Annotated in this window: 29 protein-coding genes; 11 read left to right on the top strand and 18 right to left on the bottom strand. The window is 68.9% G+C overall.

What is annotated here, in order from left to right:
* The first annotated feature begins 152 nt into the window (after positions 1–152).
* The gene (locus ACIA8G_RS28080) at positions 153–1,046 is read left to right on the top strand and encodes a hypothetical protein (RefSeq protein ID WP_396421663.1); all 894 of its coding nucleotides are present in this window, start codon (positions 153–155) and stop codon (positions 1,044–1,046) included.
* On the opposite strand, the gene ACIA8G_RS28075 is transcribed toward ACIA8G_RS28080, so the two are convergent.
* The gene (locus tag ACIA8G_RS28075) at positions 982–1,665 is read right to left on the bottom strand and encodes a winged helix-turn-helix transcriptional regulator (RefSeq protein ID WP_396421662.1); all 684 of its coding nucleotides are present in this window, start codon (positions 1,663–1,665) and stop codon (positions 982–984) included. The genes ACIA8G_RS28080 and ACIA8G_RS28075 overlap by 65 nt on opposite strands.
* 94 nt (positions 1,666–1,759) lie before the next feature.
* Between ACIA8G_RS28075 and ACIA8G_RS28070 the strand changes: the two genes are divergently transcribed.
* The 3 genes from ACIA8G_RS28070 (at position 1,760) to ACIA8G_RS28060 (ending at position 3,834) form a co-directional block, all read left to right on the top strand.
* Complete coding sequence (locus tag ACIA8G_RS28070) at positions 1,760–2,905, top strand: acyl-CoA dehydrogenase family protein (protein ID WP_396421661.1); 1,146 nt, start codon at positions 1,760–1,762, stop codon at positions 2,903–2,905.
* A 69-nt stretch (positions 2,906–2,974) separates the two neighbouring features.
* Positions 2,975–3,382, top strand: a complete 408-nt coding sequence (locus ACIA8G_RS28065; protein WP_396421660.1) for a VOC family protein — start codon at positions 2,975–2,977, stop codon at positions 3,380–3,382.
* A 59-nt stretch (positions 3,383–3,441) separates the two neighbouring features.
* Positions 3,442–3,834, top strand: a complete 393-nt coding sequence (locus ACIA8G_RS28060; RefSeq protein ID WP_396421659.1) for a class I SAM-dependent methyltransferase — start codon at positions 3,442–3,444, stop codon at positions 3,832–3,834.
* On the opposite strand, the gene ACIA8G_RS28055 is transcribed toward ACIA8G_RS28060, so the two are convergent.
* The 8 genes from ACIA8G_RS28055 to ACIA8G_RS28020 all read right to left on the bottom strand — a co-directional run bounded on the left by ACIA8G_RS28055 (position 3,821) and on the right by ACIA8G_RS28020 (position 12,536).
* Complete coding sequence (locus ACIA8G_RS28055) at positions 3,821–4,297, bottom strand: hypothetical protein (RefSeq protein ID WP_396421658.1); 477 nt, start codon at positions 4,295–4,297, stop codon at positions 3,821–3,823. The two genes, ACIA8G_RS28060 and ACIA8G_RS28055, sit on opposite strands and share 14 nt — an antisense overlap.
* Before the next feature lie 29 nt (positions 4,298–4,326).
* Entirely contained in the window at positions 4,327–6,003 is a 1,677-nt protein-coding gene (locus ACIA8G_RS28050) for a DUF2264 domain-containing protein (RefSeq protein WP_396421657.1), read from the bottom strand.
* Positions 6,000–6,968 (bottom strand): hydroxyacid dehydrogenase, encoded by a 969-nt coding sequence (locus tag ACIA8G_RS28045; protein ID WP_396421656.1) that lies wholly within the window; start codon positions 6,966–6,968, stop codon positions 6,000–6,002. Before ACIA8G_RS28045 ends, ACIA8G_RS28050 begins: the two co-directional genes overlap by 4 nt.
* Positions 6,965–7,798, bottom strand: a complete 834-nt coding sequence (locus ACIA8G_RS28040; protein ID WP_396421655.1) for a carbohydrate ABC transporter permease — start codon at positions 7,796–7,798, stop codon at positions 6,965–6,967. The genes ACIA8G_RS28045 and ACIA8G_RS28040 overlap by 4 nt, the downstream gene beginning before the upstream one ends.
* Positions 7,798–8,673 carry a carbohydrate ABC transporter permease gene (locus tag ACIA8G_RS28035; RefSeq protein ID WP_396421654.1) on the bottom strand — a complete coding sequence of 292 codons (876 nt, stop codon included), beginning with the start codon at positions 8,671–8,673 and terminating at the stop codon, positions 7,798–7,800. Before ACIA8G_RS28035 ends, ACIA8G_RS28040 begins: the two co-directional genes overlap by 1 nt.
* 61 nt (positions 8,674–8,734) lie before the next feature.
* Positions 8,735–10,033, bottom strand: coding sequence for an ABC transporter substrate-binding protein (locus ACIA8G_RS28030; RefSeq protein ID WP_396421653.1), 1,299 nt, complete (start codon positions 10,031–10,033; stop codon positions 8,735–8,737).
* Between the two features lie 33 nt (positions 10,034–10,066).
* A complete protein-coding gene (locus tag ACIA8G_RS28025) occupies positions 10,067–11,095 on the bottom strand; it encodes a substrate-binding domain-containing protein (protein ID WP_396421652.1) in 1,029 nt (342 codons plus the stop codon).
* A 205-nt stretch (positions 11,096–11,300) separates the two neighbouring features.
* Complete coding sequence (locus tag ACIA8G_RS28020; RefSeq protein ID WP_396421651.1) at positions 11,301–12,536, bottom strand: MFS transporter; 1,236 nt, start codon at positions 12,534–12,536, stop codon at positions 11,301–11,303.
* Between the two features lie 47 nt (positions 12,537–12,583).
* On the opposite strand from ACIA8G_RS28020, the gene ACIA8G_RS28015 reads away from it, so the two are divergent.
* The gene (locus tag ACIA8G_RS28015) at positions 12,584–12,988 is read left to right on the top strand and encodes a helix-turn-helix domain-containing protein (protein WP_396421650.1); all 405 of its coding nucleotides are present in this window, start codon (positions 12,584–12,586) and stop codon (positions 12,986–12,988) included.
* A gap of 6 nt (positions 12,989–12,994) precedes the next feature.
* Here the strand turns inward: ACIA8G_RS28015 and ACIA8G_RS28010 are convergent, their stop codons facing one another.
* Positions 12,995–14,125 (bottom strand): DUF222 domain-containing protein, encoded by a 1,131-nt coding sequence (locus tag ACIA8G_RS28010; protein WP_396421649.1) that lies wholly within the window; start codon positions 14,123–14,125, stop codon positions 12,995–12,997.
* Between the two features lie 322 nt (positions 14,126–14,447).
* On the opposite strand from ACIA8G_RS28010, the gene ACIA8G_RS28005 reads away from it, so the two are divergent.
* Genes ACIA8G_RS28005 through ACIA8G_RS27990 form a run of 4 tightly spaced genes read left to right on the top strand, consistent with a single transcriptional unit; the run spans position 14,448 to position 16,466 of the window.
* Positions 14,448–15,368, top strand: a complete 921-nt coding sequence (locus ACIA8G_RS28005; protein WP_396421648.1) for an epimerase — start codon at positions 14,448–14,450, stop codon at positions 15,366–15,368.
* 1 nt (position 15,369) lies between these two features.
* Positions 15,370–15,621: a hypothetical protein gene (locus ACIA8G_RS28000; RefSeq protein ID WP_396421647.1), complete on the top strand. Its 252-nt coding sequence runs from the start codon at positions 15,370–15,372 to the stop codon at positions 15,619–15,621.
* Positions 15,614–15,883, top strand: a complete 270-nt coding sequence (locus tag ACIA8G_RS27995; protein ID WP_396421646.1) for an SH3-like domain-containing protein — start codon at positions 15,614–15,616, stop codon at positions 15,881–15,883. Before ACIA8G_RS28000 ends, ACIA8G_RS27995 begins: the two co-directional genes overlap by 8 nt.
* Positions 15,876–16,466 carry a nitrile hydratase subunit alpha gene (locus tag ACIA8G_RS27990; protein WP_396421645.1) on the top strand — a complete coding sequence of 197 codons (591 nt, stop codon included), beginning with the start codon at positions 15,876–15,878 and terminating at the stop codon, positions 16,464–16,466. Before ACIA8G_RS27995 ends, ACIA8G_RS27990 begins: the two co-directional genes overlap by 8 nt.
* A gap of 40 nt (positions 16,467–16,506) precedes the next feature.
* On the opposite strand, the gene ACIA8G_RS27985 is transcribed toward ACIA8G_RS27990, so the two are convergent.
* From ACIA8G_RS27985 to ACIA8G_RS27970, 4 genes are all read right to left on the bottom strand, one after another.
* Positions 16,507–17,925: a serine hydrolase gene (locus ACIA8G_RS27985; protein WP_396421644.1), complete on the bottom strand. Its 1,419-nt coding sequence runs from the start codon at positions 17,923–17,925 to the stop codon at positions 16,507–16,509.
* Between the two features lie 174 nt (positions 17,926–18,099).
* A complete protein-coding gene (locus ACIA8G_RS27980) occupies positions 18,100–18,561 on the bottom strand; it encodes a hypothetical protein (protein WP_396421643.1) in 462 nt (153 codons plus the stop codon).
* Between the two features lie 58 nt (positions 18,562–18,619).
* Positions 18,620–20,317, bottom strand: coding sequence for a heme peroxidase family protein (locus ACIA8G_RS27975; protein WP_396421642.1), 1,698 nt, complete (start codon positions 20,315–20,317; stop codon positions 18,620–18,622).
* Positions 20,318–20,438: 121 nt separating this feature from the next.
* Positions 20,439–21,509, bottom strand: coding sequence for a glycosyltransferase (locus ACIA8G_RS27970; RefSeq protein ID WP_396421641.1), 1,071 nt, complete (start codon positions 21,507–21,509; stop codon positions 20,439–20,441).
* A 49-nt stretch (positions 21,510–21,558) separates the two neighbouring features.
* Here ACIA8G_RS27970 and ACIA8G_RS27965 point away from each other — a divergent pair, with 49 nt between their 5' ends.
* The gene (locus tag ACIA8G_RS27965) at positions 21,559–21,930 is read left to right on the top strand and encodes an STAS domain-containing protein (protein ID WP_396421640.1); all 372 of its coding nucleotides are present in this window, start codon (positions 21,559–21,561) and stop codon (positions 21,928–21,930) included.
* On the opposite strand, the gene aroQ is transcribed toward ACIA8G_RS27965, so the two are convergent.
* Positions 21,927–22,463 carry a gamma subclass chorismate mutase AroQ gene (gene aroQ, locus ACIA8G_RS27960; protein ID WP_396421639.1) on the bottom strand — a complete coding sequence of 179 codons (537 nt, stop codon included), beginning with the start codon at positions 22,461–22,463 and terminating at the stop codon, positions 21,927–21,929. The genes ACIA8G_RS27965 and aroQ overlap by 4 nt on opposite strands.
* Before the next feature lie 27 nt (positions 22,464–22,490).
* On the opposite strand from aroQ, the gene ACIA8G_RS27955 reads away from it, so the two are divergent.
* On the top strand, positions 22,491–22,847 hold the full coding sequence (locus ACIA8G_RS27955; RefSeq protein ID WP_396421638.1) for an RNA-binding S4 domain-containing protein: 357 nt from the start codon (positions 22,491–22,493) through the stop codon (positions 22,845–22,847).
* On the opposite strand, the gene ACIA8G_RS27950 is transcribed toward ACIA8G_RS27955, so the two are convergent.
* From ACIA8G_RS27950 to bla, 3 genes are all read right to left on the bottom strand, one after another.
* Positions 22,844–23,722, bottom strand: a complete 879-nt coding sequence (locus ACIA8G_RS27950) for an NAD-dependent protein deacetylase (RefSeq protein ID WP_396421637.1) — start codon at positions 23,720–23,722, stop codon at positions 22,844–22,846. The two genes, ACIA8G_RS27955 and ACIA8G_RS27950, sit on opposite strands and share 4 nt — an antisense overlap.
* A gap of 19 nt (positions 23,723–23,741) precedes the next feature.
* Positions 23,742–25,439, bottom strand: coding sequence for a cellulase family glycosylhydrolase (locus ACIA8G_RS27945; RefSeq protein WP_396421636.1), 1,698 nt, complete (start codon positions 25,437–25,439; stop codon positions 23,742–23,744).
* Positions 25,440–25,792: 353 nt separating this feature from the next.
* Entirely contained in the window at positions 25,793–26,692 is a 900-nt protein-coding gene (bla, locus tag ACIA8G_RS27940) for a class A beta-lactamase (protein ID WP_396421635.1), read from the bottom strand.
* Positions 26,693–26,715: the final 23 nt, after the last annotated feature.

The following is a 26,715-nucleotide window of genomic DNA, read 5'->3' as shown; positions in this document are numbered from 1 at the left end:
CCACAGCCACGCCGGCAGCTCTGTAAGAGAGTGCGATTGACAGTGGTGGCGGCGGCCCCCGGCTACGGCAAGACAGAAACGGTCAGGCGTAAGACCAGGTCAGCCCGGTGGTGTGCGGGCGAAGCGGCGGCGGACTTCATCCGCACGCGCCGATGGGCCCCACAGGTCGTGCTCGACGAACCGGCCGTTCTCCCGACGAGCTGCGCGAGTGGCTGAAGCAGACGCCGTGCGAGCAGGTCACGCTGATCACGAGCACGCCGTTCGAGTGGGACGACGCCGAGCAGGTCGGCCCGCGGGAGCTCGCGCTGTCCGAGGCCGCCGTGGTGCCCGAGGTCTACCGCGCGACGCTGGGCTGGCCCGCGCTCGCCCAGCGGTGGCCCGACCACGAGTCGTACGTGGCCGCCACCGTCATGCCGGCGCTGTCACCGGCGGCGCGGCACCTCGTCACCACGTTCGCCCGCCTCGGCCCGGTGCGGCGGGCGCTGTGCCGGGAACTGGGCGTCGACCCGGCGGCGATCGCGGAACTGACCCGGCTGGGCGTGCTGGTCGACGGACGGCTCGTGCCGGCGGTCGCGGAAGCCGTCACGCCCACCGCGGTGAACCACCAGCGGGCCGCGAACTGGTACGCCGGCAACGGTTTCCCGGCCGCGGCCGCGCACCTGCACGACCGGCTCGGTCAGCACCGCTCGCTCGCCGTGCTGCTGGCCGAACGCGGCGGCGAGATCCTGGCGGCCGAGCCCGGGGTGTTCGGCAAGCACCCGGCGTTGCGGGACCAGGCACGGGCGTTGGCCGCCATGCACGTCGAACGGGCCGGTGAGCTGCTGGGCGAGGCCCGCTACCCGGAGGCGTTGAAGCACGCCGACCTCGCCGTGCAGCTGCACCAGGACAAAGCGGCGTTGCGGGTCCGCGGGCATGCACTGGCGAAGCTGGGCCGGTCCGAGGACGCGCTGGCGTGCTTCGAACGCGCGGGAGACTCCGCGCTCACGTCGCCGGAGCAGCCGCCGGTTCGATCCTGGCCGCGCGCACGTACTCGGCCACCGGGCTGAGCTTCAGCCACTCCGGCAGGCCGCGCACGACCCAGCGCGGGCCGGTCAGCTCGATCGTGCCCGCGCGGACCGCGTCGAGCAGCTCGAACTCGCCCTCCCACATCCGGTAGAGCGTGGCGATGTCGGACGCCAGCACCGCGTCCACCTCGAGGCCGGGATCGGTGTAGCAGACCGAGGCGTCACCGGGTTCGAGCACGAGCCAGAAGACCCGGCGCCGGTCGCTGACCCGGATCTCGATGTTCGCGCGGCGGCTCAGCGTGCCGGTGTCGATGCGGCCGTGCATCCACCACATCAGCACCTCGGGATCCAGCTCGTCGGCCCTCGGGTCGCCGAACGCGTACCGGGCGCCCCAGTCGGCGAGGCCGAACACCAAGGGGCGCAACGCCTGCCCCGCCGATGTCAGCGTGTAGCCGTCACCGGTGCGGGTGACGAGCCCGGCATTGGCCAGCTGCCGCAGGCGCCGCGACAGCAGAGCCCGCGAGAGTCCCGGCAGGCCACGGGAAAGCTCGTTGAAGCGCGAGGCACCGATGAGCATGTCCCGCACGATCAGCAACGTCCACCGGTCGCCCAGCACCTCGACGGCACGGACGATCGGGCAGTACTGCGCATACGTCCTCACAGGGGAAGTCTCCGCCGCGACGGAGGTTTCGTTACCGCCGTCCGGTTCACTTTCAGAACTACCTGCGGGGCTTGCACGTTCTTACGTTCGTCCTATGACAACACTTGAGACACCGCGGGTGACCAGTACGTTCCCGACTGTCACCAGAGACGACGACGCGAAGTTCGTGGAGATGGCCGCGCGCATCGGCGCGATCGCGGCCGCCCACGCCGCCGAACACGATCGCGATGCCACCTTCGTGCGCGAGGCGTACGACGCGATGCGCGAGGAGGGCTATCTGGCGTTGGCCGTACCGGAGGAACTGGGCGGACTCGGCGCCACGATGCGCCAGGTCTGTTACGCGCAGGCCGAACTCGCCAGACATGACGGCGCGACCGCGCTGGCCATCACCATGCACCTGTACCTGACGCTGATGCAGGGCTACCGCCGCCGCAAGGGCGCGCCGGACGCGGAGGGCGTGCTGCGCCGGGTCGCAGCTGAAGGCCTGGTCATCGCCACCAGCGGCGGGTCGGACTGGCTGTGGCCGACGACCACGGCGACGGCGGTCGACGGCGGTTTCCTGGTGTCCGGGCGCAAGGCGTTCTGCAGCCAGTCGCCGCGGGCGAACGTCGTGGCCACGTGCGCCGTTCTGGGCGAGGAGGTGCTGCACTTCAGCGCGCCGCTGAACGCCGAGGGTGTGCGCATCGAGGAAACGTGGGACACGCTGGGCATGCGCGGCACGGCCAGCCACGACGTGGTCCTCGAGGACGTGTTCATCCCGGCCGAGAAGATCGCGGCGCGCCGGCCGTACGGGGAGTTCGGCGCGCCTCTCTTCGCCGCCGTCGTCCACTTCGCGCCGGTGTGCGGGGCGACCTACTACGGCATCGCCGCAGGTGCGCGGGACGTCGCGGTGCGGTCGACGTCGAAGAACGCCGTGCGGCAGATCGGGTTGATGGACTACAAGCTGCGCACCGCGTGGTGGTCGCTGATGGGCTCGATCGAGGAGCTCGGCGACGACTACACCGCCAACGCCGAGTCGACCACCACGGTCATGCTGGCCAAGCGGCAGGCGGTCGTGGAGGCCGTCGAGGTCGTGAACATCGCGATGGAGGTCCTCGGTGGACGGTCGTTCTTCAAGCGGTCACCGCTGGAACGCGCTTACCGCGACGTGCGTGCGGGCACCTTCCACCCGTTGACCCCGGAAGCCACACTCATGTACGCGGGCAAGGTCGCACAGGGTGACCCCGGCGTCACGGAGTAGCTTCAAGTTGTAGGCCTCGTAAGGGTTTGCGAGGATTCGGGTCCGTCTCTTCTTGAAGGAGCGATTCCGGTGGCCACTCGCCTCAACCCGTACCTGCGCTTCGACGGCAACGCCCGTCAGGCGATGGAGTTCTACCACTCGATCTTCGGCGGTGAGCTGAAGGTCAACACCTTCGGTGAGTTCGGCATGCAGGACACGCCGCAGGCCGACCAGCTCATGCACGCCCAGCTGGAGACCGAGGCCGGCTACACGATCATGGCCTCCGACACGCCGCCCGGGATGCCCTACAACCCCGGCGACACCATCACCGTGTCCCTGTCGGGCGATGACGAGGTGCTGAAGACGTACTTCGCCGCGCTCGCCGACGGCGGCAAGGTCGGGACCCCGCTGGAGAAGCAGATGTGGGGCGACGAGTACGGCGACCTGGTCGACAAGTACGGCGTCAGCTGGATGGTCAACCTGGGCGGTCTGGGCTGATCTCGGTGGCGGGGCCGCGGTAGTGGCCCCGCCCGCCGTGCTGACGCAAAATGTGGACCATGAGCGAGCGTCTGCGCAGTGTGGTCGACCAACTCGCGATCCGCCCCGGTGAGCGCGTGCTGGAGATCGGCTGCGGTCAGGGCGTGGCCGCGACCATGGTGTGCCAGCTGCTCTCCACCGGCACGCTCACCGCCATCGACAGATCCACGAAGATGGTCGAGGCCGCGACCCGCCGCAACGCGCCGTACGTGGCGTCCGGGAAGGCCGAGTTCCTCATCGCGTCGCTGGAGGACATGAACCTCGGCGACCGCCGGTTCGACCTGGTGTTCGCCGTCCGCGTCGGCCTGTTCCACCGCGACCCCGAACGCGCGCACGACCTGGTGCGCCCGTGGCTGGCGCCGGGTGCCCGCGTGCGCACGTTCTTCGACGAGCCTTCGGTCAGATCCGGCTGAACAGGTCGCTGATCAGCTTCTTCGACGGCTCGACGCCCGACGGCGAGACGACCTGGATCTCGACCTTGCCCTTGCGCGCGGTGATCGCGTGCTGCGCGGTCTCGGACTGACCGGTCGTGACCTCGTAGGCCTCGTCGTGCAGGCCCTCGATGGCCTTGGCCTCCGCCGGCTTGGCCTTGGCGAACGACGCGGCGGTCGCGTTCGTGGTGAACCGCACCGAGACCGGCATGCCGGTGCCGACGTAGCGGCAGGTGACGACCGCGCCCTCGGTGGTCTCCTGCTGGCCCTGCAACCGCAGCCCGAGCGCCTTGCCGACCGCGGACGAGTTGGCGTTGGCACAGGTCGGGCCGTTGCCCGCGGGCACGTCGGCGGTGGTCGGGGTCGCCGGGACCTGGTCCGGCGCGGCGTCCGGGGTCGAGCAGGCGGCGAGGAGGAGAACAGCGGCGGTGAGGGCGATGCGCACATCGGTACATCGGGCCTGCCGCCGCCGCGTTACCCCGCGTCCAGGGTCTGCGCGAGGATCTCGTCGACGCGCGCGTCCCAGTCCGTTTCCTGAACCGTGCCGTTGAGGACCGCGACCGCCGCGAGGGTCACCGTGCCCTCGATGTCGGCGGTCAACGTGGGGACGCTCGCCGTGGCGGCGAACGCGGTGCCCTGGGGCGCCGTCTGCCACTCCACACCGGTCCAGCCCCGGACGCCGACCAGCGGGGACGGCAGGTCGGTGGCCCAGCCGGTGAGCTCGGCCCTGGTGCCGGGCGGTGCGCCGATCACGCGGTGGATCCGCAGTTCCTGGTCGTCCCAGACGGCCGTGACGCTCTCGATCCGCAGGCCCGGCACCATCACCTGGTCGGTGTCGAACACGGGGTGGTGCGCCGAGGCGGCCCAGTTGGCGGCCGCACCGAGCGGGTGGATGCGCCGGCGGACGCTCCGCTTTCCCCTGATCACGAGACCGATGTGGTTGTCGGCCGGGTTGTGCTTCGACGTCGGGCCGGTGGCGGTCGAGTAGGCGAAGCGGCTGTAGAGCGGGTCTTCGTCCGGCGCGTACTCGCCCTCGAACGGGCGGACGTGGTCGCTGCCGTGGTTGTGCAACCTGGTGACACCGTTGTGCCGCTGGATCAGCAGGCCGGGTCCGCGCAGTGCGAGCGTTCGGTCGGGGTCCGGGCGTTCTTCCTCCGCGGTCCACAGTGGATGGTCCGGTCCGGCGAGCAGGCAGACGAACGCCTTGGACGCCCAGTACGGCGAGGCGGGGCCGGAGTAGGGCTGCAGGCTCGCTTCGTGCGGGCCGTGCCAGCCCAGGGTGAGCAGGCCGTCGGTCAGTGCGCCGTTGCGCAGGAAGTAGTCGAGCGTGTTGCCGATCAGATACCGGGAATGGCCTGGCGTGAGCGGTGTTTCGCCGGTGACCGCACCGAGGGCGATCGCGGTGGCGGCGGCGAACCGGTAGGTCAGCGACCGGCCGAAGTAGATCGGTGCGCCGTCCGCGCCGAACAGCAGGTGGAAGCTGTCGAGGTGTTCCTTGAGGTGCGTGGTGATCGGCTGGCCGTTCAGGTGCGCGTCCAGTGCCGGGTAGAGGTGCAGCGCCCAGCCGTTGTAGTGGTCGAACGCGCGACCATCGCCGTCGGAGTACCAGCCGTCACCGCGGTACCAGCCGTCGAGCAGCTCCATCGCACGGCGTTTCGCCTGCTGTGTCTCCTCGTCGCCGCGGCCGACGGACTCCAGGAACGCGGCCACGGTGTACGGGAAGAAGTACCAGTTGTTCGCGGCGGGCACGTGCCGGAAGGCTTCCCGCAGCCACGCCTCGGCGCGGTCCTGCTGGGTCTCGGTGAGCTTGTCCCACAGCCACGGCCTGGTCAGCCGCAGGCCGAGAGCGACCGACGCCGACTCGACCATCGGCTGCCCGACGTCGAAGATCGCCGGCCACTCCCCCGCCGTGCCCGCGGTGAGGCCGGCGGCGTAGCGCTCCAGCCAGTTGTGCGGGTCGTCGCCGTGCGCGGTGCGGAAGGCGGCGGCGAGGAACGTCCTCGCGTAGCCCTCCAGGCCGTCCGACCTGACGCCGCTGCGGGACGGCCTGCCGGGCAGGTCCAGGAAGGCCTGGTCGGGCGAGGCGTGCCGCCAGGCGGCGGTCAGCAGGTCGTCGGCCGTGCCGACCCACTGCTCACGGGTGTAGCTCACGCGATGCGCTCCCGTCGTTCTGCCGGTACCGGGGTCTGGAAGGGCTCGCCGTTCGCCCACCTGCGCACCTCGTCGACGGCATGGCGGGCCAGGCGGCCCCACTCGTTGCCCTGCGAGCCGGCCAGGTGGGGTGTGATCAGCACGTTGTCGCTGTGCCACAGCGGGTGGTCCGCGGGCAGCACCTCGGGGTCGGTCACGTCGAGCACGGCCCTGATCCGGCCGATCTCGTGCACCAGCGCGTCCTGGTCGACCACCGCGCCGCGGGCGGTGTTGATCAGGACCGCGTCGTCCCTGAGCAGGCCGAGGAGCTCGCGGCTCACCAGCCCCGTGGTCTCGGGCAGCAGCGGGGTGTGGACACTGACCACGTCGCTGCGCGCGAAGAGGTCGGCGAGGCCGACGGACTCCGCACCGTCCACTTCGGTCACGAACGGATCGTGCACCAGCACGTGGAAATCGTACGGCCGGAGCAGCTCGACCACCCGGCGGCCGATCATCGAGGCGGACAGGATGCCGACCGTGGCGCCGAAGTTCCCGGTGGTCATCGGGGTTTCGAGGAACGGGATGTGCCGGGTCCGCCGGTAGTCGCGGGCCCGTTCCAGCACCCTCTTGCCGCTCAACAGGATCATCGCGACCGTGTACTCGGCGACCGGCACGGCGTTGGCCGCCGCGGCCGACGAGACCACGATCCCGCGGTCCCAGCAGGCATCGGTGACGAACCCCTTCACCGAGCCGGCCGTGTGCACGATGGCTTTGAGGCTCGGCAGGCGTTGCAACGCGCTCTCGGTGATCGGCGGGCAGCCCCAGCCCGTGACGAGGAGCTCGACGTCGGGGAGTTCGTCCAGGTCCGGGGTGACCGGCCCGAAATCGCAGACCGCCCTGAGCTCGTCGAGCACGGGCGCGAGCACCGCGTTCGCGGCGTCCGCCGACATGGCGCCTGCGGCAGTCACCGTGTGCGCAGTCCTCACTTGACGGCTCCCGTGGTCAGGCCGGCCCGCCAGAACCGTTGCAGCAGCAGGAACGCGACGATCAGCGGCAGCACCGCCAGCAGCGAACCCATGATCACCACCGGGTAGTACTCCGGACTCACCGTGGCCGAGCTGTTCCACTGGTAGAGGCCGAGGCTGATCGGGTAGAGCTTCTGGTCGGACAGCATGACCATGGGCAGGAAGAAGTTGTTCCAGATGCTGGTGAGCTGGAACAGGAAGATCGTGACCATGCCGGGGCCGAGCATCCGCAGCGCCACCTTGAAGTAGGTGGCCAGGTCACCGGCGCCGTCGACGCGGGCGGCCTCCAGGACCTCGTCCGGCACGTAGCCCTGGGCGAAGATCCGGCCGAGGTAGACGCCGAACGGGTGGAAGAGTCCGGGGAGGAACACCGCCCAGACCGTGTTGACCAGACCCGCTTCCGACGCCAGCAGGTACAGCGGCAGCGCGAGCACGGTCTGCGGCACCATCACCGCGGCGAGCACCAGGCCGAAGAGCTTCTCCTTGTGGCGGAACTGGTACTTGTCGAACGCGTACCCCGCCGCGACCGAGATGAAGGCGCTGCACGCCGCGCCGATCACCGCGTACAGGAGGCTGTTGGCGTACCAGCGGCTGTAGAGGCCCTTGTCCATCGCGAAGAGGTCCTTGACGTTGTCCAGGAACGAGAAGTTGCTCAGCGACAACAGATCGCTCTGGAACAGGGCGTCGACGTTCTTGGTGGAGGCGAGCAGCAGCCACATCACCGGCAGCAGGGCGTAGAGCACCGAGATGCCGATGACCAGGTTGACCGTGGACCTGCCGAGCAGTGTCATCAGGCGGCCTTCCTGTTCGTCCAGCGGGTGACGCCGTAGGACAGCATGATCGTGAAGAGCAGCAGGATCACGCTGGCCGCGGCGGCGAGGCCGTAGTTGTTGCGGGTGAAGGCGGCGTCGTAGATGTACATGCTCGGCGAGAACCTGGCACTGATCATCGGGGTGGACTGGCTGAGCAGCACCGGTTCGGTGAAGAGCTGCAACGCCCAGATGAGCGTGAACGTGCTGACCGTGGCGATGGCGGCGCGCACCAGCGGTGTCTTGATCACGATGGCCTGGCGCACCGGTCCGGCGCCGTCGACCACGGAGGCCTCCAGGACTTCCCTTGGCACTGCTTGGAGTGCGGCGTAGAAGATCACCATGTTGTAGCCGAGGTTGCTCCACAGCGCGATGTTCACGATCGACGGCAGCACCGTGTTGATGCCCAGGAAGTTGATCTGGATGTCGGCCTTCGCGAACAGGTCGATGATCGGGCTGAGGCCTGGGGTGTAGAGGTACAGCCAGATCAGCGCGGCGATGATGCCCGGCACGGCGTGCGGGAGGTAGACGAACATCTGGGCCCAGCTCCTGAGCTTCGCCACGCCGGAGTCGAGCAGGAGCGCCAGTGCTAGCGCGCCGACGACCGTCAGCGGGATGTAGATCAGGCAGTAGAGCACCACGGTCAGCAGGCCGTTGAGGAATGTCGGGTCGCTCAGCACAGCGAGGTAGCTGCGCAGGCCGACGAACACGGTTTGTTCCGGGCCGAAACCGAGGCCTGGCTGGTCTGAGGCGAAGAAGCTCAGCCACAGGGCGGTGCCTGCTGGGACCAGGAAGACCACGATCAGCATCAGGAAGAACGGCGCCATGAGGATGGCGCAGGCAAGTTTGCCTTTCACCGTGAACCCTCCTCAGCGGAAAAGCACAGCGCCATGAGGATGGCGCAGGCAAACTTGCCCTTCACCGTGGACCCTCCTCTGTGGACAAACCGAGCGCCTTCAGGTCGGGCATGGTGCCGCTCTGCGCCGTGCGCACGGCGTCGATCAGGGTGCCGACGCCCGCGCCCGCCTTCGCGAACCCGTCCTGCATGACCTTCTGCGTGGCGGTCATCCGCGGGCCCCACACCCAGTCGTCGCGGACCTTGTCGGCTTCCTGCTTGAACAGCTGGTAGATGTCCTGGCCGCCGTAGTACTCGCGGGGGAACGCGGCACTGCCGGTCTGCACCAGGCCGGGTGCGACCGGGTACTGGCTGCTGGTGCCGCTCTTCAACCGGGCCGTCAGGGCGTCGGGGTGGCTGACCTGCCACTCGATGAACTCCATCGCCGCCTCGGGTTGCTGCGAGTCCTTGGTGATCGCGAAGGTCGAGCCGCCGTGCGTGCCCACCTGGGGCGCGTCCCAGATCGGCATGGGGGCGATGCGCCACTTGCCCTTCTGGGCGGGCCGGGCGCGCATCTGGGCGCCCGCGTCCCACGCGCCGCTCAGCCTGGTGATCACCTTGTCCTGGCCGATCTGCGCGTCGTGCTGCTTGCTGTCACCGGCGTTGCGGAACACCAGGTCCTCGTCGATCAGCTGCTGCCAGTAGGCGGCGACCTTCTTCGTGGGCTCGTCGGCGAGCGAGACGCGCCAGGTGCCGTTGCTGGTGTCGAACCACTTCGCGCCGGCCTGCCAGGCGAAGCACGCGAACTGCATGGCGCCGTCGGTGGGGAACAGCGTGAGCTTCTTCTCGGGGTACTTGTTCTTCACGGTGCGCGCGAGGTTCGCGAACTCGTCCCAGGTGCGCGGGATCGCGAAACCGTTGCTCTCGAACAGGTCCACCCGGTAGTGCAGGACCATGGGTTCGATGTCGAGCGGCACGCTGAAGACGCGGTTGTCGAACGTGGTGAGCTTGAGCGCCTGCGGCAGCAGTTTCTGCTTGAGGCGGTCGGTGACGAGGTCGGTGATGTCCCTGGCGACGCCGTCGATGGCGTAGCCGGGCACCTGCGGGTACTCGATGGTGGCGACGTCCGGCGCGTTGCCGGCGCGGGCCGCGTTGCTGAGCTTGGCGTAGCCGCCCTGCCCGCCGGAGGGGATCTGCTGGAAGATCACCTTGATCCGGTCCTGCGAGGAGTTGAACGCGTCGACGACCTGCTGGCTACCACGCAGGGCCGACCAGAACGTGATCTCGACCGGGCCTCCGGCACCGCGGCGTTGCGGAGTGGAACAGGCCGCCAGTGGTGCCGTGAGGCCGGCCGCGAGGAGGGTGCGACGACTCAGGCGCATGGCACGCATCCTGATCGCCTGATCGGTTTTACGTCAAGAAACGCTCAAACGCTCAGTCGATGACCGGATCTTCAACTCGGGTAGCAGCTCGATCCGTTCGGCCGTCTGCGCGGTGTTGCGCAGCTTCCGCAGCAGCAACTGCGCCGCGACCTTGCCGACCTGGGTCTTCGGTGGCGCGACCGCCGTGAGCGGGATGCTGCCGAGCGCCGCGACCACGTCGTCGTACGCCACCACCGAACACTGCTCCGGCACCGCGATGCCGGCGTCCATCAGCTGCTGGACCAGCATCAACGCGTCCTCGTCGCCGTGCAGGATCGCCGCCGTGGCCCGATGCGCCCGCAGGACGCCGGCCAGCCCGGCCTCCGGCGAACTGCGCACCGTGATCGCGTCTTCAAGATCTCCCGAGATCTCCTTGAACGCCTTGCGCAACGCCCGCGCCGTCGGACTGTCATCGCGTGCCGCCAGCACGATCCGCCGGTGCCCGAGGTCCGTCAGGTGCTTCACGGCCAGCTGCATGCCGTACCAGTGGTCCGAGCAGACCGAGTTCATCGCGCGCAGTTTCCCGCCCGGCCGGCGCTCCATGAGCACCGTGGGCACCCCGGTCTCCGCCAGCCAGTCGTCGACCGTCTCTTCTTCGTACGTGCGCCACCGCGGTGCGATCAGCAGACCCTGCACGGGCTCGGTGAGCGCACGCTCGACGATGGGCTTCTCCGCACCTCTGACCTGCGGCGCGATGTGCAGCACCACCCGCACGCCCGCTGCTTCGAGCACGGTGCGGGCACCGTTCATCGTCTCGTACAGGTACGTGTGCCGTTCCGGCACGACCAGCGCCACAGCCCCGTTCGCCGGCTTCTGCGGCGACGGCTGCTCAACCGGCACCAGCGACCGCACGACCCCGTGCCCCCGGCGCACCCGCCCGAGCCTGGCCAGCTCCTCGACGTCGCGCCGGACGGTGACGATCGAAACGTCCAACTCGCCGGCCAAATCGCTCACCTTGACCGCGCCGCGCGACGCCACGACCGCGAGAATCCGCTGCCGCCGCGCCTCGCCGGGTTCACGCATGGGTCCACCTGTTCGTTTGAGCGTTTGGCCGCGATCCTAACCCGAGGAACGGTCACCGCACCGACCAGCGCCCCACCGGCGGCGATCGCCGCCGCTGTCATCGCCGCGAACTGCGGGGAAACGCTCTCCGCTAGCCACGGTCCGGCTATCGCGCCGATGAGCGTCGCAAACGCTTCCACCGCAAGGAAAACCGCGCCGATCCGGCCTAGCAGGTGGTTCGCCGTGGTTCGTTGCCAGGCGGTCTGCGCCCCACGAGGGTGATCGATCCGAACGTGCCGATGACGACTGCTGCCGGGAGCGCGATCGTTAGCGATCGGGCCGTGAACAGGGCCACGAATCCGGCGGCTGTGGCTAGTTGGGCTGCTGCGAGCAGGGCCCGTGGTTGGAGGTGGTCGAGTTGTCGTACCAGGGCTGCGCCGATCAGGAAGCCCGCGCCGAGGGCCGACAGGACTGCGCCGATCTGTTTGGTGCCGCCCAGGTGCTGGGCGCCGAGCGGGATTAGCAGGGCGGACAGGGACGCGTTCGCTGCCAGGAAGACGCCGGTCAGGGGGAGGAGGGCTCTTGCTGGTGGGTGGTCTCGCAGGGCTCGCAGTCCACAGAGGAACTCGTGCCAGATGGCTCGCAGCCCGGCGCGCTGGCTTGCTGTCGCGGACTGGTCGGTCGCGGACTGGTCGGTCGCGGACTGGTCGGTCGCAGCCGGCTCTGGGTCCACCGCCACGAACTGGTCGGCCGCAGCCAGCTCCGGCGCCACCGCCACGGACTGCTCGGCCAGAGCCAGCTCCGGGTCCACCACCACGAACTGCTTGGCCACAGCAGTCCGCTCACTCCCCGTCGCCTGCTCCCCCACCGCAGCCCGCCTCCTGGCCGCAGCCCGCACAGCCACCCCATACCGCCTGCCCGTCATCGCAACAGCCACCGCCGACACCAGGTAGCTCGCGACATCAAGCCCCACCAGCACCTCGAACCCCGCCCACACGAGCAGAACGCCCCCGAGCGGCGGCCCCAGCAGCCGCACCACGCCATCCGTGGCGGCGTTCCACGAGTTGGCGCTGCCCAACGCGTCCCCGGTGCCCACCACTGCGGGCACGAGCGCCTGCGCCGCGGGCCGGAACACCACTGCCCCAACGCTTTCCGCCACCACCGCCGCGTAGATCGCCGCCGGTGTCCCCACGAGCATCCCCGCCACCGCCGCTGCCCTCACCAGGTCCGCCGCGATCATCACCCGCCGCCGGTCCCAGCGGTCGACGAGCACCCCGGCGACCGGCCCCAGCACGAGCGCCGGCAGGTACTCCGCGGCCAGCGTCAGCCCGGTCGCGAGCATCGACCCGGTCAGCGCGTAGACGTGCGCCGGCACGGCCACCACCAGCAACCACGATCCGAGCAGGCTGATCGCGCGCCCACCCCACAGGAACCGAAAGTCTCGAAACCCCCAGGCACTCATACTCACAAAATAGCGACAGCGGATCAGTGTTCTGTCAAGATAGTCGGGTGGAGTCACTCGGACCAACGCTGCGCGGTCTTCGGCAGGCCGGCGGCCGTACCGTCGCGTCGGTTGCCGCCGACGCCGGGCTTTCCGTGCCGTACATCGCGAACCTCGAGAACGGGCGCGGCAACCCGACCACCGGCGCCCTCGCCCGGCTGGCCACGGCGCTCGGCACGAATCTCCGCATCGAGTTCGGCGACGCACCCGAGCAGGCGCCCCCTCCCCTGCCGCCGTCGCTCGTGCGGGTGCGGCGCACCGAGCGGTTTCGCAAGGCCGTGGCGGAGATCGGGGCCGACCCGCAGGACGTCGTCGCCGCACTGGCCGCGGTCGGGCAGGTCGTTGACGCCGGGGAGCAGGACTGGTGGCGGCTGCTCGACGCGATGGTGCTGATCGCGCGGCATCCGGCCTGAGTTCTCCTAGAACGGCGGTAGGTCGCCGAGGACTGGTTCGGGGTCGCGTCGGTAGGTCTTGCCTGCTGGGCTGCGGAAGCAGAACGTGCCGGGTGTTGGCTGGGTGACTTCCCAGGCGGTGCGGTGTTTGACCCGGTGGTGTCGTTTGCAGAAGGGGCCCATGTTGGCTTCGGAGGTGTCGCCGAGTGGGAACGGTTCGGTGTGGTCCAGTTCGGACTTCTGGGCCGGGCGCATGCAGCCTGGGTGGCGGCAGGTGCGGTCGCGGGCCCAGATGAACCTGCGCAGCGCCTTCGGCGGCCGGTAGGTGCTGGTGCCGAACTCCAACGCCGCCCCGGTCACCGGCTCGGTCAGCAACCGTCGCCACGTCGAATCCCCAGCCAACTCACGTGCCAGGTCGGCGGTGATCGGGCCATATCCGGCGAGTTCACCGGGCTGCTCGGACAGACCCATCACCGTCGCGGCCGAGATAGCCACGTACAGCTCGACCTTCACCGCGCTGGCCCCGTCCGGAGTCGCCAGCAGCAGGTCGGCGAACACGTCGGCGCGAATCTGGTCCAGCGTCCGAGGATCGGTCGGGGTCTTGACCTGGCGGGCGATGGCGTCGACTCGGGCGTAGCAGGCGGTCGCCAGGTGTGCGGGCAGGAACGCCCACACCCGCGCCACATCGTCCTCGAGCGCGTCGATTCCCATGCAGCGCTGGGCTTTGCGCTGCTCGGCCCGCTCCCTCTGCCCCTCGGGGTCGACCCGCATGACGACGCGGTTGGTGAGCTGCCGCATCTGCGCACTGGTCAGATCCGGCGCCTTGGCCAGCACCCGCTCCTCAACCTGCGTCGCCAGCTCCGCGGTCAACGGCATGGTCTTGTCGTACAACACGCGGGCCTTGTAGAAGTCGATCTCGCCCTTCTCCAGGGCGTCCAACGTGGCAGGCAACTTCGAAGCCAGGTCGAGCGCCATCGCCACCTGGTCACTGGTCCAGCGTGACGTCCACCGCATCGCAGCGGCGATCTCAGCATCGAAAAACTCTTCGCCCTCACACGCAATGGCGTAATCAGCGAGGGTACGCATGAGCTGCGCTTGATGATAGGCAATCTGTTTGTCGTGATACGCGAGAGCGTCCAGAAACGAGACGACTTCCATGCCGAAATTCTATTAGCCCGCCCAAGATCACTAGACCAGAAGGTGTCACCCACACGAGCGAACTAGCAGGTCAGACCCCATAAGCACCGTGCGCGCTCTTCTCTCTAGACATCTCTAGACACGCAACCACTAGCAACCACCTACGCAACCGGCACCCGAACTAATCAAATAGACCACGCCCCGCAACCACCAACGCAACGCAACCACAGAAATTCGTTCCGGCACACGCCCGACGAAGGAGGGCATGTGCCGGGTCGCCGCAAGGCGTAACCCCCAGAGCTCTCAGCTTCACCCAGCTAGCGTCCACCCCAAAGGGGGCGACATGAAGATCGTGATTCCAGGAGGCACCGGCCAGGTAGGCGGCATCCTCAGCCGAGCACTCACCGCAGCAGGCCACGAGGTGGTGATCATCAGCCGAACCGGCAAAGTCAACTGGGACGGCCGAACACTGGGCCGATGGGCAGCCGAGATCGACGGATCAGACGTGGTGATCAACCTGGCAGGCAGGAGCGTGAGTTGCCGCTACACGGCAGAAAACCTCCAGCAGATGATGCGATCACGGGTGGACTCGGCACGCGTAGTAGGCGAAGCGATCGCCAAGGCAGACGCCCCGCCAAAGGTGTGGCTGCAGATGAGCACAGCGACGATCTACGCGCACCGGTTCGACGCGCCGAACGACGAGGCCACCGGCGAAACCGGCGGCAAGGAGCCGGATGTGCCCGGCTACTGGGCGTACAGCGTCGAGATCGCCAAGCGGTGGGAGGCGGAGCTGAACGAGGCCGACACGCCGCACACCCGCAAGGTCGCGCTGCGCTCGGCGATGGTGATGAGCCCGGATCGTGGCGGGGTGTTCGACTACCTGTCGTGGCTGGCGCGGCTCGGGCTGGGCGGGCCGGTGGCCGGCGGGCGGCAGTACGTGTCGTGGATTCACGACGACGACTTCATCCGCGCGGTCGCGTTCCTCATCCGGGAACCGGTCGCGGGTGCGGTCAACATCGCCGCGCCGGGACCGTTGCCGCAGAAGGATTTCATGCGCGAGCTCAGGAACGCGTGGCGTGTGCCGGTCGGGCTGCCCGCGACGAAGTTCATGGCCGAGATCGGGGCGTTCGTGCTGCGGACCGACACGGAGCTGCTGCTCAAGAGCCGGCGGGTCGTCCCCGGTCGCCTGACCGGGGCCGGATTCGAGTTCCACTTCCCGAACTGGCGGGAGGCGGCGCAGAATCTGGCTGAGCGCAGGAGGTGACATGCCGAGGATCAACGACGTCGGTGGGCAGGACGGGTTCGGCCCGATCAACGAGGAGCTGGACGAACCGCCGTTCCACGCCGACTGGGAGGCGCACGTGATGGCGATGAACCGGTCGCTGATCACGCGCGACGTCTACAACCTGGACGAGTTCCGGGACGCGGTCGAGCGGACGATGTCGCACGAGTCGTCGTACTACGAGAACTGGTTCCGGGCGATCCAGACTCTGCTCAAGGAGAAGGGCGTTGTCTGAGCGCTACCAGGCAGGCGACCGGGTCCGGACGTCCACAGTGGACCCGGATCACCACACAAGGCTGCCGTCCTACGCGAGAGGACGGATCGGCACGGTGCTCCACACCGAGGGCGCGCACCCGAAGGCCGACCTGCGGGCGCAAGGGATCGAGGCGCTGCCGCAGCCGGTGTACGCGGTGCGGTTCACCTCGCGGGAACTGTTCGGGCACGGCGATCACAGCGTGACGCTGTCGCTTTGGGAGGACTACCTCAGCCATGAGTGACGACCACGACGACTCCCCGATCGCCGCACGGGTCCGGGAGCTCGAGGCGGTGCTGGAGGAGAAGGGCCTGCTCGATCCTGTGGAGCTGGACCAGGTGCTGGAGGCGTTCGCGCACAGGTCCTCGCCGGCCAACGGGTTCCGGGTCGCGGCGCGGGCGTGGATCGACAGCGGCTTCGAAAAGCGGCTGCTCGAAGACGCGAACTCCGCACTACCCGAGCTGGGACTGTCGATGGGCGGCGGGCTGCAGCCACAACGACTGCAGGTCGTGGCGAACACCGAGAGCGTGCACAACGTGATCGTCTGCACGCTCTGCAGCTGCTATCCGCTGTCGCTGCTCGGGCCCTCTCCCACCTGGTACAAGAGCCCGGCGTACCGGTCGAAGGTCGTCAGTCACCCACGAGAGGTGTTGCGGCAGTTCGGATTCACGCTGCCGGACGACATCGAGATCCAGGTGTGGGACGCGACGGCCGAGTCGCGGTACATGGTGCTGCCGCGCCGGCCCGCGAACACCGAGCACCTGACCGAGGACGAGCTCGTGAAGCTGGTGACGCGCAACGGGCTGATCGGCACGGCCCCGGTATGAGAAAGGGCCGCCCGGAGGCGGCCCTTTCCAGAAATCCGGACTACATGTCCTTCATGATGTTGTCGATCGCCTTGCCGAGCTTCGCGTACTTCTGCGTGTACAGCACGGGGAACACGCCGGGCGGGTCGGCCGGGCGGTCCGCGTCGACGTAGTCGGTGCCCAGGTTGCAGAACACGACGACGATGTAGTTGCGCTTGTCCTTGCCGCGGAACGACTTCACGATGCCCGCGTCGGAGCCCGTGGTGTCGACCCAGCCGGTCTTGTGCGCGAAGGTCACCTCGGCGGCCTCGTTGCACGGGCGGACGTCGCGGTCGTAGATCGCGTCGCCGACGGTCACGGTGCCGTCCGGCTTGATCCAGCGCGACGGCACCTGCTGCGGGATGCCCTGCGTCGGGTAGTCACGGCCGCACCAGTTCGAGGTGGACAGCATCTCGTTGTGGCCCTGGCCGAGCAGCGTGTCCTGGAAGAACTTGCGCGACGAATAGGACAGCTCGTTGCGGGTGACGGCCTTGCCCTTGTCGGTCGTCCACAGCACGCCCGCGCCGCCGTTGACCAGCAGCAGGAGCTTCGCGGTGTCGAGGCCGCTCATGTTCGAGCCGATCCAGCGGCCGCCGTTGCCCGGCATGGTGCCGGTGACCATCAGGGTGGGCATGCCGAGGTCGACGAACGTCTGGTTCACGAGGTCCCACGAGTTGTGGTCGTGGATCAGCTTGATCAGCGAGCAGGTGGACTCGTTCTGCGACTTCGTGATCATCTCGTCGAAGTGCTGACGGATCTTCTTCACCGACGGCCCGCCGCACGCCGGGCGCACCGGGTCAGGGTTGTAGGCGTAGTCGGCGTCGAGGTCGATCTTGCCGGCGTCGGCGAGCCGCAGCACGCCGAAGCCCACCATCAGCTTGAGCACCGAGGCCGGGTACGGCGAGGAGAAGTCGATCGGCGCGTTCTCCCGGCCGGCCAGCACGTCGACGGTTCCCTTGCCACCGTTGACGTCCCACTCGGTGTCGTCCCACCAGCGGTAGCGCACCTGGTCGGTGGACAGGCCCTTGTTCTTGACCGGCACGACGACGCCGTCCGGGTACTGCGGGCTGAGCAGCACGTTCGCCACCGACTTCGGCCGGCCGACCACGTCGAGCTCGATGATCGCCGCGTCCATGTTCGGCGTCTGGTGCAACGGCTTGCCGGCCTGGGCCTGCGCCTGCGCCGACCTCGCCTGGACCTTGTTCATCAGCTCGGCGGGCGACGGGTCGTACTTCTCCCGCTGGCCCGCAGACCGCGCCGCAGGACCCGCTTCCGGCGGCGTCAGGTCGACGACGTCCTTGAAGTTCTGCGCGACGATCGCCGCACGCAGCCGCTCCGCCAACGAGTAGTGGCCCTCAGCAGCGCTGGCCACCGCCGGCGCCAGCGCGGCGCCCGTCAGCGTGAGGGCGGTGCACAGCACGGTGAACCGCTTGAGCTTCATTCACTCCCCCAGTAAAAGTGAAAATTAGTCGGTTCGAACTTTATCAAGGCATTCCCGGCACACAGCCGGCTGCCCCCATCACTTGATCAGACGCGGCAGGCGCTCGTTCGGTTGCCCCGGCCCTCCGAACGCAGACGGGAGCCGCCCGACCTGGGGTGGTCGAGCGGCTCCCGGTCATCGCACCCTCGGGCGCGATGAGGCGATGACCACCGCGGCGGCGACGGTCACCAGGTTCTTCAGGATGTACTGGGCTTCGAACGAGGCCCGCAGCGGACCGGACCACATCTCGCCGGGGAACAACACCAGCGGTGTCGACACCAGCACGGCGTGACCGACCAGCAGGGCCGCGGTCGGCAGCGGCCATCGAAAGCTCAGCAACACCAGCGCGATACCGATTTCGGTGATCGCGGCACTCACTCTCGCGAAATCCCCGTGGATGATCCCGAACGTCAGCGCGGAAACCGTGCGTTCGACGAGATCCTGGGCAGGGCTGCCACCGGGAAAGAGCTTCAGCACGCCGAACCAGAGGTACACGATCCCCAGTCCAATGCGCAGCAGCGGAATTCCCGCGTCACCGGCGAACCTGGTGACGCGATCTTCCGTGCTTTGCCGGCGTGACAATTCTGGACGCAACATCGATCTCCCTCTCCTGTCTGGCTGCCACCACCCAGCCAGACAGGAGGAGCGAGGAAGATCAGGCGCCGATCGGAGGCCTCGGGCCGCTGTCCCCGAGCGGGTTCAGCAGGTCCGCCTTGCCCTCGAACGCGAACAGCAGCAGGTCGACCATCCGGAAGGTGCTGGAGTCCGGACCGAGCGTCGGCCGCCAGTACGGCGAGCGCACGATCGAGATGCGGCTGCCCTCCATCGCGCGGTGGAACACCTCCGCGGTGATCCGGCCGCCGACCGGTCCCATCAGGCCGTTGCCGATCTCCGCCTCGCGCAAGATGTAGAACCACAACGGGGTCGCCGCGACCAACTGGGCTTTCTGCTCATCGGACAGGCCGTCGACGACGGCGCCGCCGTTGCCCACGAGGATCTGCTCCTCGGTGAGCGGCTCGATGCCGAACAGCTCGGCGATCTGCTGACCGGACGCGAGCTCCATCATCGAAGCCCTGGTCAGGTTCCGGAACGCGAGGTTGCGCTCGATCTCCCGGAACTGGGTGCCGCGGCCGCCGAACGTGCCGGCCGGCAGTTGCGTCAGCGGGTCGACCAGCAGCGTGTCGATCCGCTTGGTGACGTTGCCACCGTCGAGGTCCGCGGGTGCGACCAGGTCTTCCCGGTCCGCCTCGGTGAAGTCGTAGAGGCGGCGGAAGTCCGCGATCCAGTTGCTGGGCAACGTGAACAGGTCGCCCCTGGTCACGTCGTCCAGGTCGGCGGGAAGCGCGGACGACGGGTCGAAGTTGCCGCTCACGCCGGTGAACGTGAACAGCTGGAACAGCGACGCCGGCTGCTTGAGCGGGCCACCGCTGCGGAACACGCGGTTCCACTGGTAGGCCGCACGGACCTGGCTGTGGCCGAAGCGGTACGACGCGACCGAGAACTCGATCGGCATCGTCGGCGTGTTGTCGCGCCCGTAGTGCTTGCCGGGCACCTCGAAGAACTTGCGGCCGTTGGTGAAGACGTCGTCCACGATGGCCGGATCGATGATCCGCGGCAGGTGGTCGGTCTTCAGCATCCACTGGTAGTGCCGCACCACGAGTTCCTTGGCGGCGCGGAACAGCCGCTCACCCGTGAGGCCGGTGAGCGCGAGCTCGTCGACCACGCGGTTGTGGAAGCGGATGAACGCGAGGTGCGTCTGCGCCACCACGAGGTTCTCGTCGTTGCGGGCGTCCGGGATCAGCGGGAGCCGCCGATCCGCCGCGGTGCCGCCCGTCCCGCCGCGGCGCGGCAGGTCGAAGCCCTCGAACGGGACGTTGGTGCCCTCGTCCGGGAACGGCACCGGAGTCGTGGTGCCGACCTTGAGCTTCACGCCGTCCTCGGCGTAGAAGGCCTGGTCGTCCTTGTCGCGCGGGCCGCGGCCGTAGACCGAGTCGAGGTCCAGCGCCGGTGACCGCCCCTGGAGCAGCTCGTCGAGGTTGACGTCCTGGCCGAGCTGCGACTCGGTGCGGTCCATGGTCAGGTCGTGGTCGACGAACTGGCCGAGGTAGGTGAACCCCGCCGGCACCGCCGGATCCTCGGAATCGGGCTGCGGAACGTTCGCCGTGACGGCGGTGGCGAGCGCTATGCGCGTCTCCTCGTCCGTTCGTTCACCCTTCGGCCCCATGCGTGAGAACCGGAACCTGCGCAACTCCTCCGCAGTGGAGGGCTGACGCGTGCTGGCCTCACCGTTGTCGCCGAATTCCAAGACACCTTCACCCACGACGAAGAAACTGTCGCGCACGTGCCTCTTCATATAATCCCCCTGTATCCCCTCTATCAGGCGACCTGTTCTCCCCAACAAGCACCTGCCCCTGTGCCAAGTCTCCAGACGGACGAAATTTCCGTCGAAGCTTTTGGCCAAAACCAAAACGTGGTCACACAGCGGATACGAGATGGTCCGGAATCTCCGTGAACAGCGGCAGTTCCGCCATCTCCGCGGCCAATCTCTCAGCCGAGTCCTGGTAAGCCTTCGTCTCGAGCACGTGCTGAATTCGATCAGCGAGAACGCGGGCCGTCAGCCCTTTCACATCGACCGTCACGCCGGCATTCAGCTCTTCCACGCGCGCGGCGTTGCGCGGCTGGTCGGCGAACAACGGCAGCGCCACCATCGGCACGCCCGCGGTCAACCCCTCCCTGACGCTGCTGTACCCGGCGTGCGTCACGAACACCTTCGCGGTGTTGAGCAGCTGCTGTTGCGGGACCTCGGGTTCGAGCCGGACGTTGGACGGCCGCGGGCCGGTCCAGTCTCCGCGGCCGATCGCGACGACCGAGCGGGCCGGGACCTTGCCGAGCGCCTCCACGACGATGTGCGGGAGGCTGGACCCGGTCATCAGCAGGTCTGCGTTGGTGCCGAAGGTCGCGACGATCTCGGGTGCCTTCTCCCAGCTCTGCCGGCTGGTCGGGACGCGGTAGTGGTGCTGGGCCGGGTGCCACGACGCCGGGGTGAGGCCGGCGGTGAAGTGCGGTTCGGTGGCGCCGACGCCGAACCGGGCGCGCACCTTGTCCTTGCGTTCGTCGAGGTCCGGGATCTCCAGCGGCGCGAACGGGGCGATCTCGACCAGGGCGTGCGGGATGCCGAGCACCTCGGCGGCGATCTGGCCGCCGTACTCGTTGGTCTCGCGCAGGATGACGTCCGGGCGCCAGTTGCGGGCGAAGTCCAGGATGTTCGCGGTCGCCCTGACGACCAGCTCCTCCGCCCACAGCGGCACCTTCAGCGTGCCGTCGCGTTCCGGGTGCCAGGGCGGCGGCGGGCCGAAGTCGGTGGGTGCCGGGATGTCCGGCATCACGACGGTGTGTTCTACGTGCGCCATCGCCGGTCCGGTCGCGATGACGGCCTCGTGGCCGCGCTCGCGGAGGGCCTGTGCGAGTGGCGCCACGGTCGGCATCAGATGGGAGCGGATGGGCAACGAGGTCAGCAGCACGCGCACGTGGTCCCCCTTTCGCATGTACTGCGAGAGAACTCCTGGCGCGGCCGGCCGGACAACTTGGAATCCGATGAGCGGACCGGGTTTCCTGGCGGCATCGACCGGGTACGCATGCGCCATGCTCGTCGTCACGGTCACCGAGTCTTCGCCGGCGTCCACCGTTCTCACGGTTTCCGGGGAACTCGCCACCTCCGGTTCGGAGCGCCTGCTCACCCGGCTCGACCGCCTCCTCGACCAGGGTCACCGGCACGTCGTGCTGGACCTCTCCGGTGTCACGTTCTGCGACTCCAGCGGCGTCAGCGCCCTGGTGCGAGGACACGCCCGCGCGTCGGCCGCGGCGGGCCGGCTGCGTCTCGTGGCCGCGTCGCCTCAGGTGACGCGGGTGCTCGAACTCGCCGGCCTGGCACGCATGCTCGGCCTTCCGTCCACAGTGGACATCTAAGGCTCGCAGACCGCTCGCATCGCCTCGGCCAGCGCGTTCTCGTGCAGCCGGTCGAGATGGTTCAGCACCACCGCGGACCGTTCCGCGATGGTCGCGTGGATCTCGCACCTCAGCGTCGGGCGGCGGACCTGCTCGGTGTCCTTGAGCTCGGCGAGGATGTCCGTGGTCAGCCGGTCCAGGATCGGGCGGACCTCGGTGCCGAGATCGGGACGCCGCGACGGGACCTCCTCCGGGTGCTCGGTCCAGCGCGCGTAGAGGCCGCGTTGCACGAGCTTGTTCGCCTCGATCTGGGCGCGGAAGAACCGCACGGCGTTCTCCGGGTCGAGGCTCAGCGCCGTGGCCTTCACGCGCACGGTGTCGAGCACGACCTGCTCGCGGGCGGGATCGTCGATCGGCTGGGTGGTGCCGAACTTGGCCGCCGCGACCAGATCCGCGACCTGGACGCGCTGCACGGCCAGGCCGGTGAGCTCGCCGAGCGGGCCGATGGGGGTGAGTGACGCGGCAAGGGTCAGGGCGACCGCCAGAATCCTCATGATCTCCGAGAGTGCCATGATGGCGGGGTGGAGTCCACGCGCATCGACCGCTGGCTGTGGGCGGTCAGGCTGACGAAGACCCGCCCCGACGCCGCCCAGGCCTGCCGGGGCGGGCACGTGCGCATCAACGACAAGCCCGCGAAGCCCGGCACGACCGTCGTGCCCGGCGACGAGGTCCGCGCCCGCGTCGGCGACCGGACCAAGATCGTCGAGGTCGTCCGGGTGATCCAGAAGCGGGTCGGCGCGGCGGACGCTTCCACCTGTTTCATCGACCGGACGCCGCCTCCTCCGAAGGAACTTCCGATCGCGCAGCGGGATCGGGGTGCGGGGCGGCCTACGAAGAGGGAGCGGCGGGTGCTGGACCGCTGGCGCGCGGAGAGTTAGCTCCCGGAAGGTAGAACGACCTGCGCCAGCTCCGTGAGCGATTCGCCCAACGGCAGATCGGCCCGCACGGACGCGAACGGGTCGCCGCGCGTCACGCCGCGGTTGATGATCACGACCGGCAGGCCCGCCGCGGCGGCGCGGCGGACGAACCTGAGCCCAGACATCACCGTCAGCGAGGAACCCAGCACGAGCAACGACTTCGCGTTGTCGACGAGCTCGTAGCACTGCTCGACGCGCGGGCGCGGGACGTTCTCGCCGAAGAACACGACATCCGGCTTCAGCACGCCACCGCACTCCGCGCAGCCGACGACCTCGAAGCCGCGGACCGCTTCCTCGGGCAGGAAGACGTCGCCGTCCGGGTTGATCTCGTCGGTGGTGGCGGCGAACGTCGGGTTCGCCTCGCGCAGGCGGCGGTCCAGGTCGAGGCGCGGCGAGAGCTGGCCGCAGTCCAGGCAGATCACGCGGTCCAGGCCGCCGTGCAGTTCCACGACGTCCTGGGTGCCCGCGGCCTGGTGCAGGCCGTCGACGTTCTGGGTGATCACGCCGGACAGCTGTGGCGACAGGCGCGTCACCGCGTGGTGGCCCGCGTTCGGGTTCGCGCGGGCGATGGTGCGCCAGCCGACGTGGCTGCGCGCCCAGTAGCGGCGGCGGCCGGCGGCGCTGGTGGTGAACTCCTCGTAGGTCATCGGGGTGTGCTTGCGCAGGGAGCCGCCTTCACCGCGGTAGTCCGGGATGCCGGACTCGGTGGACAGGCCCGCGCCGCTGAGCACCAGCACACCGCCCTCGGCCACGATCGGGACGACGTCGGCGAGGGTGGAGGTGCGCGGCAGCGCCGGGCCCGAAGGCGACCAGGTCAAGGTGGGCCGTGTACGCACCTGACCAGGTTACGTGGCGTCACCAAGTCTGGAGCCACTGCCGCAACTCGGCCTCCGCCGCCGCGACGTTGCCGCCGGACGCGGCCGTGACCAGCGCGAACTGCCTTCCCGTGCCGCCACGCAGCAGCAGCCGGTCACCGTCCAGGCTCGAGGGCGCCGAGCTGACGACCAGCGGTGAGCGCAGCGACTCGGGCAGGTGGAGTTCGGTCGGCGCGGGCCCGCCGGTCGAGTCCCAGACCAGCACCGCGAACGGCGCCGAGCCGACCAGGGTGCGCACGGCGGGCAGCGGGATCTGCTGCCAGGTCTGGTAGGCGCGGTCCTCGTAGGTGAACGCGAGCGTGGTGCCGGCGACGGCCTGCGGGTAGACGCGGTCGACGATGGCCCGCTCGACGTTGAGCGCCGGGTTGCCCGTTGCGTCGAGCTTGACCGCGGAGAAGTGCTCGTCGTTCATCGCGTCGCCGTCGGTCTTGACCTTGTTCGGGTTGTCGTTCATCAGCTCGCGGTGGCGGCCGTAGTTCGTGTCCCAGTGCCACTGGCTGCCCGAGATCACGGTGCCGCGCGGCGCGGACCACCAGCGGGCGCCGGACGCGTTCGAGTCGAGGCCCTGGTAGATCGCCTTGAGCACGGAGGGGGTCTTGTCGGAGGTGAAACCGGACACCGGGTGCCCGAACTCGGAGACGATCGCCGCCGTGCCGTGCGCCTGGGCGCGTTCGCGGATCGTGCCGAACGCCTGGGTGTACTGGCCGTCGCCCGCCTTGCCCGGCATCAGGATCCCGGACTGGGCCTTGCCGTCGTAGAAGTGCGCGTTGAACACGAACCGCTCCCCCAGCGCCGGCACCAGCGCGAGGCCGCCGGGTTCGGCGAAGAAGTCCACGTTCTGGTTCCAGAACACCAGCGGCTCCACGAACGCGGGCTTCGAGGTCCAGCCCGCCTCGTCCATCTTCGTGCGGAAGCGCTGGTAGAACGGCGCCAGGAGGTCGCGCTCCCACGTCTGCGAGGTCTGCCCGGTGTCGTACTTGCCCGCGTAGGGCTCGTTGAGCGGGTCGACGCCGACGACGAGCTTGAACTCGTTGGCGGGCAAGGCGTTCTTGATGTGCTTGAGCGACTCGCGGGCGGCGGTCAGGAACGAGTCCTGCACGCCGTTGCGGTTGTGCCAGAAGTCGTAGGTGGCGGCGGTGACGGCGTTGTTGTTCTTCATGTTCTGGCCCCAGTGCACGCAGAGGCCGCACGACTCCTTGGGATACCCGCTCGCGGCCCACGCGGGGGCGCCGTCGCCGGTGTACCAGCTGTCCTTGTTGAACAGGTGCCGCGAGTACAGGTCCTGGTGGAAGTCGAGGTAGGCGCGGATCCCTTGATCGGTGAAAGCCCGCAGCTGCGCGGTCACCCCGTCGAGGTACGCGTAGTCGATCTGGCCGCGCTGCGGTTCGATCCACGCCCAGGTGAGCAGGAACCGCACCGCGTTCGCGCCGGTCAGCTGCTTCATGGCGGTCGCGGATTTGCGCGCGTCCGCGACCGAGGCGAACGGCAGCCCGCGGTACTCCGCGAGCTTGGCCGTGCCGGAGACGTTGAAGCCGCGCAACACGACCTCGCGGCCGTGCTCGTCGCGGAACACCCCGCCGGACACGCGCAACTCGGAGCCGTCATAGGACTCCGCGTGCACCGGGGTGATCACCAACGAGGAGAGGAACAGAACCGCCAGGAGAATCGCTCGCCGCATCGCCGCCGCCTTTGGAATGTGAACGAGATTCGCATTGAACGGTAGCCCACCCCCGCGCGTTCGACCAGGGTTTCGACCGCGAAGGGGGATCGCATGGCACGCCTGGTGGTCAACACGTTGTCCGCGTTCGAGTCATTCGACGATCGGCCCGCGTTGTTCGACGTCGCCACGTACCGGGAACTGCTCACGGAGATCTACCGGACGTTTCGAAGTCGAGTCCTTTGTGGACGCGGTGTCCAGGACGCGCGCACCGGCTGGGCGATCCACGCCGTGGTCGAGCCGATGCCCGGCCGCTCGTCGAGTTCTGCCGCCGGCACACCGAGATCGAGCTCTGGATGCCGGTCGGCTAGAGGTCAGCTCAGCGCGGCCACGACCAGCTCGGTCGCCTTGGCCACGAGCGGTTCATCGGCCGTGGCGGTGGCGTGGTCGGGCTTGGTCGTCAGCACGGCGATCACGATCGGCGACCGGCCGGGCGGGAACGCGATGCCGACGTCGTTGGTGGTGCCGTACTTGCCGGTGCCGGTCTTGTCCCCGAGCCGCCACGCCGACGGCAGGCCCGCCTTGATCCGGTTCGCCCCGGTCGTGTTGGCGAGCAGCCAGTTGGTGAGCTGCTCGGCGTCGGTGCGGTTCAGGGCGTGGCCCAGGGTCAGCCGGGCGTAGCTCTGCCCGATGGCGCGCGGCGAGGTGGTGTCGGTCTCGCGGCACGGCTCGGCCGAGTTCAGCTCGGGTTCCCAGCGGTCCAGTCGCGTCACCGGGTCACCGATCGAGCGGCTGAAGCGGCTCACCGCGGTCGGGCCGCCGAGTTCGCGCAGCAGGAGGTTCGCGGCGCAGTTGTCGCTGTAGGTGATGGTCGCCTCGCACAAGGCCGCGACAGTCATGCCGTTCGCGAGGTTCTCGGGCTTGCCGGTGATCGGGCCGTAGCCGGACTTGTCGACCTCGGCCTTCGTGTACGTGATCACCTTGCCCAGCAACGCGCCGTCGTGATCACGGCGCAGGATCGCCGCGGCCGCGATGGTCTTGAACACCGAGCAGATCGGGAAGAGCTCGTCTCCCCGGTGCAGCACCGTGCGACCGGTACCGGTGTCGGTGGCGAACACGCCGAGGCGCGCGCTGTGCTTCTGTTCGAGGTCACGCAACTTGCCGGTGATCGTCGAGGCCTGCGCCTGCGCCGGCACCGCGACGGCCAGCGCGGCCCCCGCGCCCAATGCCAGCACCGAACGACGGTCGAAAACCAACGTTCTGTCCCCCTTCATCGGAACCCCTCCACAGGACAGGA

The organism is Lentzea sp. NPDC051213 (assembly GCF_044455585.1).
Lineage (GTDB): Bacteria > Actinomycetota > Actinomycetes > Mycobacteriales > Pseudonocardiaceae > Lentzea.
Note: the sequence above shows the minus strand (reverse complement) of the source record. Positions and strands in the feature narration are given on the sequence as shown.

What these genes read in the sequence shown, in the direction of transcription:
- ACIA8G_RS28080 (WP_396421663.1), top strand. Translation starts at nt 153, where the DNA reads ATGGGCCCCACAGGTCGTGCTCGACGAACCGGCCGTTCTCCCGACGAG.
- ACIA8G_RS28070 (WP_396421661.1), top strand. Translation starts at nt 1,760, where the DNA reads ATGACAACACTTGAGACACCGCGGGTGACCAGTACGTTCCCGACTGTC.
- ACIA8G_RS28060 (WP_396421659.1), top strand. Translation starts at nt 3,442, where the DNA reads ATGAGCGAGCGTCTGCGCAGTGTGGTCGACCAACTCGCGATCCGCCCC.
- ACIA8G_RS28040 (WP_396421655.1), bottom strand. Translation starts at nt 7,798, where the DNA reads ATGACACTGCTCGGCAGGTCCACGGTCAACCTGGTCATCGGCATCTCG.
- ACIA8G_RS28030 (WP_396421653.1), bottom strand. Translation starts at nt 10,033, where the DNA reads ATGCGCCTGAGTCGTCGCACCCTCCTCGCGGCCGGCCTCACGGCACCA.
- ACIA8G_RS28025 (WP_396421652.1), bottom strand. Translation starts at nt 11,095, where the DNA reads ATGCGTGAACCCGGCGAGGCGCGGCGGCAGCGGATTCTCGCGGTCGTG.
- ACIA8G_RS28020 (WP_396421651.1), bottom strand. Translation starts at nt 12,536, where the DNA reads ATGAGTGCCTGGGGGTTTCGAGACTTTCGGTTCCTGTGGGGTGGGCGC.
- ACIA8G_RS28010 (WP_396421649.1), bottom strand. Translation starts at nt 14,125, where the DNA reads ATGGAAGTCGTCTCGTTTCTGGACGCTCTCGCGTATCACGACAAACAG.
- ACIA8G_RS28005 (WP_396421648.1), top strand. Translation starts at nt 14,448, where the DNA reads ATGAAGATCGTGATTCCAGGAGGCACCGGCCAGGTAGGCGGCATCCTC.
- ACIA8G_RS28000 (WP_396421647.1), top strand. Translation starts at nt 15,370, where the DNA reads ATGCCGAGGATCAACGACGTCGGTGGGCAGGACGGGTTCGGCCCGATC.
- ACIA8G_RS27990 (WP_396421645.1), top strand. Translation starts at nt 15,876, where the DNA reads ATGAGTGACGACCACGACGACTCCCCGATCGCCGCACGGGTCCGGGAG.
- ACIA8G_RS27985 (WP_396421644.1), bottom strand. Translation starts at nt 17,925, where the DNA reads ATGAAGCTCAAGCGGTTCACCGTGCTGTGCACCGCCCTCACGCTGACG.
- ACIA8G_RS27980 (WP_396421643.1), bottom strand. Translation starts at nt 18,561, where the DNA reads ATGTTGCGTCCAGAATTGTCACGCCGGCAAAGCACGGAAGATCGCGTC.
- ACIA8G_RS27975 (WP_396421642.1), bottom strand. Translation starts at nt 20,317, where the DNA reads ATGAAGAGGCACGTGCGCGACAGTTTCTTCGTCGTGGGTGAAGGTGTC.
- ACIA8G_RS27970 (WP_396421641.1), bottom strand. Translation starts at nt 21,509, where the DNA reads ATGCGAAAGGGGGACCACGTGCGCGTGCTGCTGACCTCGTTGCCCATC.
- ACIA8G_RS27965 (WP_396421640.1), top strand. Translation starts at nt 21,559, where the DNA reads ATGAGCGGACCGGGTTTCCTGGCGGCATCGACCGGGTACGCATGCGCC.
- aroQ (WP_396421639.1), bottom strand. Translation starts at nt 22,463, where the DNA reads ATGAGGATTCTGGCGGTCGCCCTGACCCTTGCCGCGTCACTCACCCCC.
- ACIA8G_RS27945 (WP_396421636.1), bottom strand. Translation starts at nt 25,439, where the DNA reads ATGCGGCGAGCGATTCTCCTGGCGGTTCTGTTCCTCTCCTCGTTGGTG.
- bla (WP_396421635.1), bottom strand. Translation starts at nt 26,692, where the DNA reads ATGAAGGGGGACAGAACGTTGGTTTTCGACCGTCGTTCGGTGCTGGCA.